We start from the raw sequence: 14,881 nt of genomic DNA, 5'->3' as shown, positions 1-14,881 counted from the left end.
AACGGTGGGTCGACGGATCGGCCTGCTCGGCATCGTCGTCTGCGGCGCGATCATCGCCGTGGTCGTGGTCGCCGCGGTCCTCGGCTCGGTGGTCGCGCCCCACAGCGCGAGCGCCCAGGACGCCGGCAACATCCTGGCCGGAGCGAGCGGTGCGCACTGGCTCGGAACGGATTCGCTCGGGCGTGACGTCGCCTCGCGGCTGATCGTCGGGGCGCGCTCCGCGCTCGTCGGTCCGCTGGTGATCGCGATCGGCTCGATGCTGATCGGCAACGTCCTCGGGCTGCTCGCCGGCTACCGCGGGGGCCGGCTCGACGCGATCGTCATGCGGTGGGTCGACCTGATGTGGTCGGTGCCCGCCCTGCTGGTGATCATCATCGTGCTGGGCGTGCTCGGCACCAGCTACTGGGCGGCGGTCGGCCTGCTGACGGTGCTGACCGCGCCGTTCGACGCCCGCGTCGTGCGCGGCGCGACGCTCGAGCAGGCGCCGCGCCCGTACGTGCAGGCGGCCCGAACGCTCGGGATCTCCGACACGAGGATCATGTTCCTCCACGTCTGGCCGAACGTCGCGGCCGTCGCGATCGCCAACGCGTTCATCGTCTTCGCGGCCTCGTTGACGGCGATGGCCGGGTTGTCGTTCCTCGGCTTCGGCCTGGCACCAGGCAGTCCCGATTGGGGGCTGATGCTGGCCGAGGGCTTCCAGGACCTCTTCCAGAACCCGTTGTCGATCCTCGCCCCTGGGGTGGCGATCGTGCTCGCCGCGACGTCGATCAACCTGATCGGCGATTGGTTCTACGAGCGGCTCTCGAGCCGAGGAGCATCACGATGACCGCAGTCGACGGCGAGCCGATCCTCGAGGTCGAGGACCTCCGCATCGAGCAACCCCGCCGCGAGGGTGCGCGGACGATCGTCTCGTCGGTCGGATTCTCGGTGCGCGCGGGGGAGACGGTCGGGATCGTCGGCGAGTCGGGCAGCGGCAAGTCGATGACGGCCCGCGCGATCGTCGGCCTGCTGCCGCACGGGGTCGCCGCCTCCGGCGTGGTTCGGCACCAGGGACGCAACCTCCTGGAGCTGTCGGGGCCGCAGCAGCGCGCGCTGCGCGGCGGGCGGATCGGCCTGATCATGCAGGACCCGTTCACGATGCTCAATCCGCTTCTGCGTTGCGGGCAGATCGTCGCCGAGTCGCTGCCGTCGGGCCGGGCGATGGGCCGCGCGGCCCGACGGCTGGAGGTCGCACGGCGCCTGGCCGAGGTCGGGATCCACGACGAGAGCGTGGCGCACCGCTACCCGTTCCAGCTCTCGGGCGGGATGAGTCAGCGCGTCGCGATCGCGGCCGCCCTCGCCCGGGACCCGGAGATCCTGATCGCCGACGAACCGTCGACCGCGCTCGACGTGGCGACGCAGCAGGAGATCCTGGCGGTGATCAAGCGCCTGCAGGAGGCGCGCGGCATGGCGCTCGTGCTCATCACGCACGACCTCCGGGTCGCGTTCTCGACCTGCAACCGGATCAACGTGCTGTACGCCGGGTCGCTGGTCGAGGCAGGAGGGGCCGCCGCGCTGCGTCGGGAGCCACAGCACCCGTACACGCAGGGCCTGCTCCTCTCCGAGCCGCCGTCCGACCGTCGGGTGGAACGGCTGATGACGATCCCGGGCGCGGTGCCCACGGCCGACCAGGTGACCGGAAGCTGCGTCTTCGCCTCGCGCTGCCGCTGGGTCGACGATGCCTGCCGCCGGAATGCTCCGCCGCTGGTCGAGGTCGCTCCCGGCCGCCGGTCGGCGTGCTCGCGGTGGCCCGTGATCCGCAGCGAGATGGCGGGCCTGAGCAACGTGGCGCTCGCCGAGGCGGCGCCTCGGGTGCCGGACGGCGGCGCTGCGTCGCTCGTCGAGGTGCGCGACGTGCGGAAGCTCTTCCGCGGTGCGGCGGTGCCCGCCCTCGACGGCGTGTCGATCGAGCTGCGGGAGGGGGAGAGCGTGGGCATCGTGGGCCAGTCCGGCTCCGGCAAGACGACCCTCGCACGGATGCTCGTCGGCCTCGAGCGGGCCTCGGCGGGCAGCATCGTGATCGACGGCGTGCCCGCCGACGACTGGGCAGCGCTGCGCCCCGACGTCCGGCGACACCTGCGCGGCGTCGTGCAGATGGTCTTCCAGGATCCGTACTCGAGCCTCAACCCGATGCGCACGATCGGGTGGACGCTGCGCCAGGCGATCCTGGCCCGGGATCGGGCGGCACGCAACGTCGACGCGCAGCTGGCCGACCTGCTGCGCTCGGTCGGCCTGTCGCCGGACTACGCCCGACACCGGCCGCAGCTGCTCTCGGGCGGCGAGCGTCAGCGGGTGGCGATCGCCCGCGCCCTCGCCGTGCGTCCGCGGCTGCTGATCTGCGACGAGCCGGTCTCGGCGCTCGACGTGTCGGTCCAGTCGCAGATCCTCAACCTGTTCGACGAGCTGCGGGCGGAGCGGCAGATCGCCTACCTGTTCATCACCCACGACCTCTCGGTCGTGCGCCAGGTGACCGACCGCGTCTACGTCATGCACCGCGGGAAGGTGGTCGAGTCGGGTGCGACCGACGTGGTGCTGCGCGACCCACGGGCGGACTACACCCGGACGCTCGTCGCCGCGTCGGGCGCCGCAGGGACCGGTGAGGCCTGACATGACCGTCGCCACGACCGACGCGCTGGGCAACCGCAGCGAGCAGACGCGGACGGTGACGGTCGCCGACAGACCGGTCGAGCAGCCGCCGGTCGTGGACCGGCCGCGCAAGGATCCGCCGGCCGCAGATCCGCCGAGAACCGACCCGCCCAGGATCTAGCCGACCGCGATGGCTCCTGGCCCGGCGACGTCGAACACGACCCGCCCGGGGCTGGGCCGGGCGTCCTCATGAGTCACCAGGCGTCCACGGGGCCTGGATCGCCCCTGGCTGACGTCAGTGCGCCTCGCGCGCGAGCTCGGCCGCGGCTGCGGCCAGCCGCGGCTCGAGCCCCTGGAGGGCGGCGAGGTGCTCGTGCAGCCAGGCGATGACGAGCCGTTGCGGAAGCTCGTCCGCGGCGCCGGCGGCGCCCTGCGCCTGGAGGCGCAGGACGGTCGTCACGGCGCCGGGCGCGACCGGTGGGGGCTTGGAGCGACGGATCGCGTCGGCCAGCGCGGCGTACCAGCCGTCCAGTGCGTCGATCTCGCGCCGCAACGCGGCCTGGTTGGCGCGCACGGCGGGGGAGGGAGGTGCCGCGGGCATCGGCCGCAGCAGATGGTGCCCGCCGCTCAGCTGCTCGACCCCGCGGCGCAGCCGCGTCACGCCGGCCACGAGCGCCGACAGGTCGTCGAAGGACACGTGGTGCGCCCGCTCGGACAGGTACTGGCGCAGCGTCGCGTCGAGCCGCTCCGATGACGCGCTCGCGGCCTGCGCGAGCCGGTCGGGTGCGGACGCCGCAGGCCGATCGAGCAAGCCGCGGACCGTCGTGATCAGGTGCTCGGCGTTGCGCTCGTACGCCTCGGCGAGATCGTCGCGCAACACGCCGGAGGCGCCGCGCGGCCACAGCAGCAGCGCCGTGAGCAGGCTGATCGCCGCGCCGATCGCGACGTCCTCGATCCGCACCAGTCCGATCCGCCAGCCGGACGGCTGGATCAGGTTGAAGACGATCAGCATCTGGAACGAGAAGGCCGCCTGACCGGCCAGGAAGGAGAGCGCCTTGCGCGCGTAGACGGCGACCACCGCGACGGGCACCAGCAGCGCCCACAGCAGCGTCGTGTCGGTTCCCACCAGGTACACGAGCAGCCCGCCGGCGACGATCCCCAGGGTCGTGCCGGCCAGATCCTGGAGCAGCGTCACGCCCGTCGTGAGGGCCTGGGAGCGCAGCACCGCCAGGGTGCCGAGCACGACCCAGAAGGCGTGATGCACGTCGGCGAGCTGGCTGACGAGCACCGCGATCGCGAGGCCGACCGCGCCACGCAGGCTGTTGCGCAGCCAGACCGAGCGCATCGTCACGTGCGCGGCGGCGACGTCGTGGACCGTGCTGGTCCGTTCCCCTGAGCGTCGCGGCGGCCGGTCGGGCGGCTCCTCGGAAGGCACGCGGCCGGCCACGCGCAGCGCGTCGTTGCCGAGCTGCCACGCGGCGTAGGAGAGCGATCGCAGCCGGAAGCTCTCGTCCAGGTCGGCCGCGAGAGGGATGTCGGCGCCGGCCCGCCACTGGTCGACCCGTTGCATGAAGTGGTCGCCGGCAACGCTGCGCGCGCGCAGCAGCGCCGCCAGGTCCGGCGGCTCGGCGTCGGGGCGATCCACCAGCCGGGCGCTGGCGCCGAGCACGTCGGCGACGCTCGTACGGACCTCGGTCTCGGGGAAGCCGACGTCCGCCGCGCGTTGCGACGGCGACGGCAGCGGCGTCGCGTCGAGCCAGACGACGTCCTCGACGAGCTGCCCCAGCGCGGCGCCGCGCGCGCCCGTGCCGGTCGGGCGCGTCCGTGCCCCGAAGTAGACGTGGTGCATGTCCCGGATCGCCGCGGTCGAGGCCTCGCGGGCTTGCGTGGGCACCCGCTGGTCCACGGCGGCGGACGCCGTCACGACGTCCGCAAGCGCGCGGATCGCGGCGCCCACCCGCGCCCGCAGCTGGTCGGGTGGGCGCCGGGGCCACGGCAGCGCGAGCGCCAGCAGCGCCACGGTGCAGCCCAGCAGCCAGCCGGCCAGCCGGTGGGAGAGGGGGTCGGTCGCCACGGGCACCATCGCCGGCAGCACGAAGGCGAGGATCGCGGCTCGCGATCCGGCCGCGACGTAGCTGTTGAGGATCCCGGCGAACAGCAGGGCGAAGCCGATCACCGCCATCGCGCCCGCGGCGAGGAACGGGTCGGAGGAGCAGAGCGTGCCGATCACGACCAGGACGCTTCCGGCGGCGATCAACGCGACGTAGGCGAGCAACCGGGTGCGCGGGGGACCTCCGAAGTCGGCGAACAGGAGCATCGCGATGGTGCCGAAGAAGGCCAGCGACGCGATCCCGGGCTCGTCGAGGACCTCGAGGGCCAGCGCGAGCACCACGGGGATGACGATCGCCGCGCGCACCGCGGTCCCGAGCACGTAGCGGTCCAGGTGTGCGAACGGCCGCCGCAGCGTCGACCACCCCCGCGCGATGCGGTCGGCGTCGCTCACGACGACCCGCCGCTCGGCATCGCGGTGGTCGGCACGCTCGTCGCCGCTCAGCCGCTCGATCGTTGCATTGGCGCAACGTACATCGGGGTGTGGCATCAAGCGATCGACCGAGCAGCATCACGGCTCGGCTCGCGACGACCCTGGGACGCGAGAGGCCTCGTCGAGCACCTGATTGACGTGCTCCGCCGTCACGCGCCGATCGCCGCGCGCGGGGGCTCTGGCGTCGCGCGCTCTGGCGCGGCGGGCAGGTGCACCGTGACCGAGAGCCCTCCTCCGGCCCTGGGGCTGAGGGTGAGGGTTCCGTCGTGCGCGTCGGTGATGCGCTGGACGATCGCCAGGCCGAGGCCGACGCCTGCGTCGTGGGTACGTATGCGACTGGTGCCGCGCAGGAACGGCTCGCCGAGGGTGGAGACCAGCTGTGGGGTGAGCTGCTCGCCGGTGTTCTCGACGGTGAGCGTCACGCTCTCGGGGCGAACGCTGGTCGTGACCCACACGGTGCCGTCTCCGGGCAGGTTGTGGACGATCGCGTTGTGCACGAGGTTCGTCGCCATCTGCAGCAGGAGCGCGGGTGAGCCGATGGTGGGGGTCGCGTCGCCGGAGGTCTCGATGGTGACGCCGCGCTTCTCTGCGAAGGGGAGGAGCGTCTCGGTGGCTTCTTCGGCTACGAGGGACAGGTCGACGTGCTCTCGGGCGAAGGACCGCTGGTCGGCGCGGCTGAGCAGGAGCAGTGCTTCGGTGAGTTCGATCGCCCGCGCGTTGACGGCGTGGAGGCGCTCGACGAGCTCGCCGTTGTCGCGGTCCGGATCCTTGCGGGCGACGTCGAGCAACGTCTGCGTGACCGCCAGCGGGGTCCGCAGCTCGTGGGAGGCGTTGGCGGCGAACCGCTGCTGCTCCGCGACCTGCGCTTCGAGTCGCGCGAGCATGGCGTCGAAGCTGTCGGCGAGCTCGCGGAACTCGTCGTTGCGGCCCTCCAGCTGAATTCGGTGGCCCAGCGATCCGGCTGTGGCCACGCGGGTGGCGTTCGTGATCCGCGCCAGGGGGGTGAGCATGCGCCCCGCGAGGATCCATCCGCCCACGAGACCGAAGACCAGCAGGGAGGCGAGCGCGATCGCGGCCTTCGGCACGAAGGCGTCCAGGAGCGCGGATCGGCTGGGACCGGTGATCAGCACCATCCGGCCGGGCGGCATCGCATGGTCGTTGGAATCGGGGACGTACCGCAGCAGGAACACCCACACGACCGCGAGCAGCAGGACGCCGGCGAGCATCAGGAAGCCGGCGTAGCTGAGGGTGAGCTTGAGGCGAGCGCTCAAGCCGGGGGCTCTATCCACGGTCTCCTCCCTCGCGCCCGCCGTCGGGCTGGGCGTCGATCCGGTAGCCGGCCCCGGCGACGGTGGCGATCACCCACGGTTCGCCGAGGCGCTTGCGGAGGGCCGAGACCGTGATCCGCACGGCGTTGGTGAACGGGTCGGCGTTCTCGTCCCACGCCCGGTGCAGCAGCTCCTCGGCGCTGACGACGCCGCCCTCGGCCTCGACGAGCACCTCGAGCACCGCGAACTGCTTCCGGGTCAGCGGGACGTAGCGGCCGTCGCGGTAGACCTCGCGGCGGAACGGATCCAGCCGCAGACCGGCGATCTCACGCACCGGCGGCCGGTGGTGGGCGCGCCGGCGGTCGAGCGCGCGCAGCCGGAGCACGAGCTCCTGGAGCTCGAACGGCTTCGTCAGGTAGTCGTCGGCGCCGAGCTCGAACCCGGAGGCCTTGTCGTCGAGTCGGTCGGCCGCGGTGAGCATGAGGATCGGCATGCCGCTGCCGGAGGCGACGATCCGCTTGGCGAGCTCGTCACCGGAGGGCCCGGGGATGTCGCGGTCGAGGACGGCGATGTCGTAGGCGTTGACGCTCAACAGTCGCAGCGCGGCGTCGCCGTCGCCGGCGATGTCCGCCGCGATCGCCTCCAGGCGTAGGCCGTCGCGGATGGCTTCCGCCATGTACGGCTCGTCCTCAACGATCAGCACACGCACGCTTCGAGGCTAACGCCGGCGCATATCGTCGGCGTATCGAAAACCGGATACGGGCTGGCAACAGGCCGCAGCGTTCACTGCGGCCATGCTCCGCAACGCATCCAGACGAACCGTGGCCCGCCCCGCACGCCCGCCGGCGTCCTCATGCTCCCCGGTCGCCCCGACGGTGGGGGCCACGATCTACGGCTGCACGGAGGACGAGGCGGCCCTGTGCCGGCAGATGGCGTGGCGCCTCGGCGTGGTGCCGACGATCACCGCGGCGCCGCTCTCGGAAGCGACCGTCGGGCTCGCGGTCGGCAACCGCTGCGTGAGCATCGGGCACAAGACCCGCGTCACCGACCCCACGCTGCTCGCGCTCAGCGAGGCCGGCGTGCGGTACGTCTCCACGCGCAGCATCGGCGACAACCACATCGACGTCGACTACGCGCAGCGTGTGGGGATCGTCGTCGAGACGGTCGCCTACTCGCCCGACAGCGTGGCGGACTACACGCTGATGCTGATCCTGATGGCGCTGCGACACGCCCGGTCCGTCATCAGGCGGGCCGATGTCCACGACTACCGTCTGGGCGACCTCCGCGGGCGGGAGCTGCGCGACCTGACCGTCGGGGTGATCGGAACGGGACGAATCGGCGCCGCGGTGCTGGACCGACTGCGCGGGTTCGGCTGCCGCGTGCTGGCCTGTGACCCGCGGCCCACGACCTCCGCGGACTACGTCGCGCTCGACGCCCTGCTCGAGCAGAGCGACGTCGTGACGCTCCACACGCCGCTGACGGCGGCGACGCACCACCTCCTGGATCGCCGCCGGATCGAGCGGATCAAGCGCGGCGGCGCTGTGGTCGTCAACACCGGACGCGGCGGGCTGATCGAGACGGAGGCGCTGATCTCCGCCCTCGAGAGCGGCCGGCTGGGCGGCGCGGCGCTCGACGTCGTCGAGGGCGAGGAGGGGATCTTCTACGCCGACTGGAGCGACAAGCCGATCCCGAGTCACCAGCTGCGGCGGCTGCACGAGCTGCCGAACGTGCTGATCAGCCCGCACATCGCCTACTGCACGGACCACGCGCTGCGCGACGCCGTCGAGGCCAGCCTGATCGGCTGCCTGACCTTCGAAGGCGGGGTCCGGCATGCGTAGGTCGAAGGTCGGGATCCTCTTCGGCGGCTGCTCCGAGGAGCATCCGATCTCCGTCAAGTCGGCGCACGAGGTGGCACGCCACCTCGGTCTCGAGAAGCACGAGCCGTACTACGTCGGGATCACCGCGGACGGCGCCTGGCGGCTCTGCGAGGACCGCCCCGACGCGGACTGGGAGCACGGCCGCCACCGTCCGGTGGTGCTGTCGCCGGACCGCGGCACGCACGGGCTGCTCGTGCTGGAGCAGGGCCCGCCCGCCCGCTGGGAGACGATCCGCCTCGACGTGGTGCTGCCGGTGCTGCACGGCACGCTCGGCGAGGACGGCGCGATCCAGGGGCTGCTGGAGCTCTCCGGGATCCCCTACGTGGGCTGCGACATCCAGGGCTCGGCCCTCTGCATGGACAAGTCGCTGACGTACATGGTGGCCCGGGCCGCCGGCATCGCGACGCCGAGCTTCCGGACCGTCGCGGCCGGCGAGGAGCTCGATCCCGCCGAGCTCGCCTACCCGGTCTTCGTCAAGCCGGCCCGCTCCGGCTCGTCGTTCGGCGTCACCAAGGTCTCGGATCCCGACGGGCTGCCGGAGGCGATCCGCGCCGCGCGTCGCTACGACGCGAAGGTGCTGATCGAGGAGGCCGTCGCCGGCAGCGAGGTGGGCTGCGCGATCCTTGGCGACCACCGGGAGCTCCTGGCCGGCGAGGTCGACCAGATCGCCCTCTCCCACGGCTTCTTCCGGATCCACCAGGAGGACGATCCGGAGAGCGGCTCGGACAACGCCACCGTCACCGTGCCCGCCGACGTCCCGGAGGCCTCGCGCGCGCTCGTGCAGGAGACCGCGAAGGCGGTCTATCGCGCCCTCGGATGCCGCGGGCTGTCGCGGGTCGACCTGTTCCTCGAGGCGGACGGCCGCGTAGTCCTCAACGAGGTCAACACGCTGCCCGGCCTGACGTCCTACAGCCGCTACCCGCGGATGATGGCGGCGGCCGGACTGCCGCTCGGCGACGTGCTCGACCGGCTGCTCGCGCTAGCGCTGGACGGAGGCGGACGATGAGCGGCGACTTCGCCTTCGTCGACGAGCTCGTGCCCGGGATCCGCTGGGACGCGAAGTACGCGACCTGGGACAACTTCACCGGCAAGCCGGTGGACGGGTACCTCGTCAACCGGATCGTCGGCACCACCGCGTTGTGCGCGGCCCTGCGCGACGCTCGCGACGCGGCCGCATCCCTGGGCTTCGGCCTGCTGCTCTGGGACGGCTATCGCCCGCAGCACGCCGTCGACAGCTTCCTGCGCTGGATCGAGCAGGCGGAGGACGGCCGGACGAAGTCGCGGCACTACCCCAACATCGAGCGAGCCGAGATGGTCGACCAGGGGTACGTGGCCGCGAGGTCGGGCCACAGTCGCGGCAGCACCGTCGACCTGACGCTCTATCGCCTGGCCACCGGCGAGCTCGCGGCCATGGGCGGCGGCTACGACCTGATGGATCCGGTCTCCCGTCACGGGGCGCCCGCGATCGCGCCGGACGAGGCGGCGAACCGTCGCCACCTTCGCTCGATCATGACGGCCTGCGGCTTCGCGCCCTACGACTGCGAGTGGTGGCACTACACGCTCGCCCACGAGCCGCATCCGGACACCTACTTCGACTTCCCGATCGCCGCAGACCTGGCCATGTCGACGAGCACGGCGGGCTGAGGCGTGCGCTTCTCGACCGCGGAGCTGGCGACCCACCTGGACGGTGAGTTGATCGGGCCCGATGTCGTCGTCGACGGCGCGAGCATCGACACCAGGACGATCCGCCCGGGGCAGCTCTACGTGCCGATCGCGGCCCGGCGCGACGGCCACGACTTCGTCCCGGCCGCGCTCGCGGCCGGCGCGACGGCCTACCTCACCGCACGCGAGCCGGTGGGCGGGACGGCCATCCGCGTGCCCGACACCGGCGCCGCGCTGCTGCGCCTCGGGGCGCTGGCGCGCAGTCGGGTCGGCGGGGCGATCGCGGTCACGGGGTCGGTCGGCAAGACCACCACGAAGGACCTCCTTGCCGCCTGCCTGGCGTCGACGTTCCGCACCGCCGCGAGCGAGCGCTCGTTCAACAACGAGCTGGGGCTCCCGCTGACGCTGCTGGGCGCCCCCGAGACTCCGGAATGGGTGGTCCTCGAGATGGGCGTCCGGCGCGAGGGGGACATCGAGCGGCTGGCCGAGGTCGCCCGTCCCGACGTCGGCATCGTGACCCGGGTCGACCTGGCGCACGTCGAGTATCTGGGCGACCTCAACGGGGTCGCGCGCGCCAAGAGCGAGCTCGTGGCCGCTCTGCCGGCGTCGGGCGTCGCGGTCCTGAACGCCGACGACCGTCGCGTCCGCGAGATGGCGCCGTTGAGCGCGTGCCCCGTGCTGCGGTACGGCAGCGACGCCGACGCCGACGTGCGGGCCGACGACATCACGCTGGACCGCGACCTGCGCCCGCGGTTCCGCCTGTCGTCGGACTGGGGTCGCGCCGAGGTCCGCCTGGGGCTGCGCGGCGTCCACCAAGTGACCAACGCGCTGGCCGCGGCGTCCGCCGCGCTGTGGTGCGGGGTCCCGATCGAGGCCGTGGCGGCGTCCCTGGAGGAGAGCCAGGGCTCGCCCTGGCGGATGGAGGTCCACCAGCTGCCCGGCGGTCCCGTCCTGGTCGTCGACTGCTTCAACGCGATCCCGGCGTCGGCCGACGCGGCCGTGCGCTCGCTGGCCGCGCTGCCGGGCGAGCGCAAGCTGGCGCTGCTCGGAGTGATGGCCGAGCTGGGCGAGCACGGCGCGTTCGAGCACCGCCGGATCGCGCGGCTGGCGGAGCAGCTCGGGATCGACGTGGTCGGCTACGGGACCGACCTCTACGGCGAGGCGTACGTGACCGGCGTCGACGACGCCGTCGCGCTGCTGCGCACCATCGGCCCCGCCGACGCGGCGCTGATCAAGGGCAGCCGCGTGGCGCGACTCGAGGATGTGGTCCGCGCCTACGGCGGGGCGGTGGGCGCACCATCGCTCACTCCCGGGGCGGCAGCCTGACGACCGCGCCCGGGGGTCCGGGGGCCGGTGGCATCCCCGGCCCGCGGCCGCGCTCCGCCCGCTTCCCCGAGCCGGGCGTATCGCCGACATATCGAAAACCGCATACGGGCCGGCAACCCCGCGGAGCGTTGAGTGGGGGCATGAGCTACGACAAGTCGGCAAGCACGACGACAGCGGCGATGGCCAACGCGGTGGCGGAGGAGGGCTGGTGCGTCGTCGGCGCCCTCGAGCGGCCCCTCGCCGGCCGCCTGCGGCGGGCGGTCGACGAGGTGGCGGCGCGCTCCGCCGACGCCGCCACCGGCGGGCAGCTGCACCAGCTGTCGGGCCTGGCCCAGCACCGTGATCTGGCGGAGGTCGTCGACTGGCCGCCGCTGCTGGCCCTGGCGACCGAGCTGCTCTCGCCCAACGTCTACGTCAACCACTCCCACCTCGACGTCCACCCGCCCCACCCGCCCCACCCGCCCACCGGGGCCCGCCGCTGGCACCGTGACAACGGGCTGCTGGGCCGCGACATGCGGCTGCTGTGGCGCGACCAGCCCCGGGTGACCCTGAAGGTCGCGGTCTACCTGACCGAAGTGGACTCGCCCGACGACGGCGCCCTCGAGGTGGTGCCGCGCAGCCACCTCGACACGCAGTCGCGCTACCCCAACGAGGACCAGCCCGACGGCGTGCCGCTCCTCGGTCCGGCGGGCACGGTCGCCGTGTTCGACGCGCGACTCTGGCACCGCCGGCGCGACAACCTCGGCGCACGCGTGCGCCGCGCGCTGTTCATGGCGTACAGCTTCCGGTGGCTGACCTCGCGCGACACCCCGTTCGAGGCCGTGCCGGAGTGGGCTGGCCTGTCGCCGATCCGTCGGCAGCTGCTCGGAGACCAGACGGTCGACCCGTTCTACTGGGCCGCCGGCGAGCTGCCGCTCGATCCGCGCTCCAGCGAGATCCAGGAGGCCGCATGACCCGCGCCGCGAGCGGGGCGGCCGGCAGTGGCCGCCCGTCGGCCCGGCGTGCCGGCGGGGTGGCCGTCGACGCCCGACGCGGAGGCGCGTCGTCGCGTCGACCGGCGACGCGACCCGACATATCGTCGGCGTATCGAGAACCGCATACGGGCCGGCAACAGCAGGCGGTCTTGACTGGTGGCGTGACCACCACCGAACCGGCACGAATGGTGATCCGCCGCACGCGGATTCGCAGAAGGCGCCTCGCCGCCCTGCTCGTCGCGATCGCGGCGATCGTCGTCGCGGCCGGCTACCAGCCGCTGACGTCGTCGTCCGCGATCGACCACCTTCGCGGCGAGCACCACGATCCTGGCCCCGAGTTCCGGGCTGCCCTCGGCGAGGACGCGGGCGCCATCCCCGACGGCACGACGGTCTTCGACGACCAGGTCCGGGGGGTGGCCAACCTCGACCCGGCGCTCCTCGCCGCCCTGCGCCAGGCGGCGTCGGCGGCCGCCGACAGCGGGATCGAGCTCCTCGTCGACAGCGGTTGGCGCTCCCCCGAGTATCAGAAGCACCTCCTCCAGGAGGCCATCGCGACGTACGGCTCCGAAGCGGAAGCGGCCCGCTGGGTGGCCACTCCGACCACGTCCGCGCACGTGTCTGGGGACGCCGTCGACATCGGGCCCACCGGCGCCGCCGCCTGGCTGTCCGAGCACGGCGCCGCCTACGGGCTGTGCCGGATCTACGGCAACGAGCCGTGGCACTTCGAGCTGCGCCCGAACGCCGTCGCCCAGGGCTGCCCCGAGACGTACGCCGACCCGACCCATGATCCAAGGATGCAGCAGTGACCCACCACGCTCGGTACGGAACTGGCGGCGAACGCCATCACGACAAGGGAAGGAGATGACGAGAGCACTGTGGCTGGTCACCCTCGCGGTGGTCGCCCTGATCGGCGCGGGTCTGCTGCCGGCCGTTCGCGCGTCGCGGATGCCACCCACGGTGGCGCTGCGCACGGCATGAGCCGGACGTGGACCTGCATCGCCGGCCACCGTGCGCTCGCGCCCCGCGGCGAGCGTGGGGCCGAGGCACATCGGTCAGCGGTCTCCGTCGTCGGCGCGGCGGACGACGTGCCCGACGCGGAGGACGCCGGCCGGATCGTGGCGCTCGGCCAGTTCGCCGAGCCGGCGGTGGGTCTGCTCGTCGTGGCAGCGGGCGATCCGCTCCGGGTCCGTCGACGGGGCGAAGTTCGGCAGCAGCCCTCCGGTCGTCCACGGCTCGACGCTGGCGATGATCGCGGCGGCGTGGACGGGGACGACCTCCGCGATCTCCGGGGCGAGCGCCCCGGCGGTCAGCAGGTTGAACGCGGCGTCGCGGTGGCAGAACGCGCTGGCGTGCTCGGCCGGACGGGCGAGGGCGCCGCCGAGCAGCCGGAGCTCGACGACGATCTGGGGCGAGCGCGCGCCGGGGCCGGCGAGGGCAAGCAGCGCATCGACGGCCTCGGCCGGCAGCTCGTGCAGCAGGGCGGTGTTCTCGTGGCCGGGCAGCGGGTCGACGGGATCGCCGTGCACGGCGCCGATCGCCGTGTAGGGCATCGGCCCGATCTCCCCGAGGATCGGCTCCGCGCTGGCGCGGATCGCGGCCAGCAGCGGCTCGCAGACGTCGGCGTCGGCGGTGCTGGTGAACCGCACGGCGACGGTCAGCCGGCCGGCCAGCGGCGGCGGGACGTCCGGCAGCGGCGGCAGCTGCATCAGGGCGACGGAGGTGTTGGCGTGCTCGGGCAGCGTCGGGGCCCAGCGGCGCCAGGCGTGGAGCACCGCTGCGGCGTCCTCGCCGTCGAAGTAGAGCGCGCCCCCGAAGACCTCGGTCAGCGGCAGCAGCTCGAGCTCGACGCCGCAGACGATCCCGAGCGTCCCCTTGCCCCCGCGGAGGCCCCAGAAGAGGTCGGGGTGCTCGTCGGGGGTGACGTGCAGCAGTCGTCCGTCGCCGGTGACGACGTCGAAGGCGCGGACCCGGTCGGAGGCGAGTCCGAAGGTCCGCACGAGCGGGCCGACTCCGCCGCCGGTGAGGAACCCGGCCACGCCGACGTGCGGCGTCGAACCGACCACCGGGGCGAGGCCGTGCACGGCGGCCGCATCGATGACCTGCTGCCAGATCGCGCCGGCGCCGAGCTGGGCGGTGCCGGTGGCCGGGTCGATCTCGATCGCGTCCATCTCCCCGGTGTGGACGAGCAGGACATCGTCGCCGTTGGCGGTGGCGACGGTCCCGTGGCCGGTGCGCTGGACCGCGACGCGCAGGCCGAGCTCGTTCGCGACGCGGACGGTCTCGACGACGTCCTGCGGTCCCGCCGCCGCGATCACGGCGCGGGGCGCGACCGCGACGGCCAGGTTCCAGGGCGTCGCCAGCGCGTAGCCGGCGTCGCCCGGCACGGAGATCGAGCCCTGGAGACGGGAGCGTAGGCGGGCGATCGTCCCGTCGGCGTCGTGCGAGGGGTGGGGGCTGGGGGCGGTCGTGGACACGGGCTCTCCGGCTGGTTCGGTGGCACGACCGGTGACCGGCGGTGCGCCGGCGGCCCCGGGCGGACGGCAGACAGGCCGACGGCGGATGTGGGCCTCGGCGAGCAGTGCTGAGGGCGGATCGGTCGCGGAAGCC

General features: G+C 73.3%; 13 protein-coding genes. 9 read left to right on the top strand and 4 right to left on the bottom strand.

The genetic code is table 11. The features are described from left to right. The first annotated feature begins 4 nt into the window (after positions 1-4). The 3 genes from ACVUH9_RS01225 to ACVUH9_RS01215 are packed head-to-tail and all read left to right on the top strand — an operon-like array spanning position 5 to position 2,806. Complete coding sequence (locus ACVUH9_RS01225; RefSeq protein WP_475753141.1) at positions 5-826, top strand: ABC transporter permease; 822 nt, start codon at positions 5-7, stop codon at positions 824-826. Next, positions 823-2,646: a dipeptide ABC transporter ATP-binding protein gene (locus ACVUH9_RS01220; RefSeq protein ID WP_475753139.1), complete on the top strand. Its 1,824-nt coding sequence runs from the start codon at positions 823-825 to the stop codon at positions 2,644-2,646. Before ACVUH9_RS01225 ends, ACVUH9_RS01220 begins: the two co-directional genes overlap by 4 nt. 1 nt (position 2,647) lies before the next feature. Further along, on the top strand, positions 2,648-2,806 hold the full coding sequence (locus ACVUH9_RS01215) for a hypothetical protein (RefSeq protein WP_475753137.1): 159 nt from the start codon (positions 2,648-2,650) through the stop codon (positions 2,804-2,806). Positions 2,807-2,920: 114 nt separating this feature from the next. Here ACVUH9_RS01215 and ACVUH9_RS01210 read toward each other — a convergent pair whose 3' ends face one another. The 3 genes from ACVUH9_RS01210 to ACVUH9_RS01200 form a co-directional block, all read right to left on the bottom strand. Continuing rightward, positions 2,921-5,224 carry an FUSC family protein gene (locus ACVUH9_RS01210; RefSeq protein WP_475753135.1) on the bottom strand — a complete coding sequence of 768 codons (2,304 nt, stop codon included), beginning with the start codon at positions 5,222-5,224 and terminating at the stop codon, positions 2,921-2,923. 92 nt (positions 5,225-5,316) lie between these two features. Continuing rightward, entirely contained in the window at positions 5,317-6,456 is a 1,140-nt protein-coding gene (locus tag ACVUH9_RS01205) for a sensor histidine kinase (protein ID WP_475753133.1), read from the bottom strand. After that, complete coding sequence (locus ACVUH9_RS01200; protein WP_475753131.1) at positions 6,449-7,144, bottom strand: response regulator transcription factor; 696 nt, start codon at positions 7,142-7,144, stop codon at positions 6,449-6,451. The genes ACVUH9_RS01205 and ACVUH9_RS01200 overlap by 8 nt, the downstream gene beginning before the upstream one ends. Before the next feature lie 220 nt (positions 7,145-7,364). On the opposite strand from ACVUH9_RS01200, the gene ACVUH9_RS01195 reads away from it, so the two are divergent. From ACVUH9_RS01195 to ACVUH9_RS01170, 6 genes are all read left to right on the top strand, one after another. Beyond that, positions 7,365-8,273, top strand: coding sequence for an NAD(P)-dependent oxidoreductase (locus ACVUH9_RS01195; protein WP_475753978.1), 909 nt, complete (start codon positions 7,365-7,367; stop codon positions 8,271-8,273). Beyond that, positions 8,266-9,318, top strand: a complete 1,053-nt coding sequence (gene vanA / locus ACVUH9_RS01190; RefSeq protein ID WP_475753129.1) for a D-alanine--(R)-lactate ligase — start codon at positions 8,266-8,268, stop codon at positions 9,316-9,318. The genes ACVUH9_RS01195 and vanA overlap by 8 nt, the downstream gene beginning before the upstream one ends. Next, the gene (vanX, locus tag ACVUH9_RS01185) at positions 9,315-9,956 is read left to right on the top strand and encodes a D-Ala-D-Ala dipeptidase VanX (RefSeq protein WP_475753127.1); all 642 of its coding nucleotides are present in this window, start codon (positions 9,315-9,317) and stop codon (positions 9,954-9,956) included. Before vanA ends, vanX begins: the two co-directional genes overlap by 4 nt. Positions 9,957-9,959: 3 nt before the next feature. Next, positions 9,960-11,300, top strand: a complete 1,341-nt coding sequence (locus ACVUH9_RS01180; protein WP_475753125.1) for a UDP-N-acetylmuramoyl-tripeptide--D-alanyl-D-alanine ligase — start codon at positions 9,960-9,962, stop codon at positions 11,298-11,300. Between the two features lie 140 nt (positions 11,301-11,440). Continuing rightward, positions 11,441-12,253 carry a phytanoyl-CoA dioxygenase family protein gene (locus ACVUH9_RS01175; protein ID WP_475753123.1) on the top strand — a complete coding sequence of 271 codons (813 nt, stop codon included), beginning with the start codon at positions 11,441-11,443 and terminating at the stop codon, positions 12,251-12,253. A 182-nt stretch (positions 12,254-12,435) separates the two neighbouring features. Next, positions 12,436-13,080, top strand: coding sequence for a M15 family metallopeptidase (locus ACVUH9_RS01170; RefSeq protein WP_475753121.1), 645 nt, complete (start codon positions 12,436-12,438; stop codon positions 13,078-13,080). Positions 13,081-13,326: 246 nt separating this feature from the next. Here ACVUH9_RS01170 and ACVUH9_RS01165 read toward each other — a convergent pair whose 3' ends face one another. Beyond that, positions 13,327-14,748 carry an FAD-binding oxidoreductase gene (locus ACVUH9_RS01165; RefSeq protein WP_475753119.1) on the bottom strand — a complete coding sequence of 474 codons (1,422 nt, stop codon included), beginning with the start codon at positions 14,746-14,748 and terminating at the stop codon, positions 13,327-13,329. Between the last annotated feature and the right edge of the window lie 133 nt (positions 14,749-14,881).

Source organism: Patulibacter ginsengiterrae, assembly GCF_056269115.1.
This window is presented reverse-complemented; position numbering and strand designations above follow the sequence as displayed.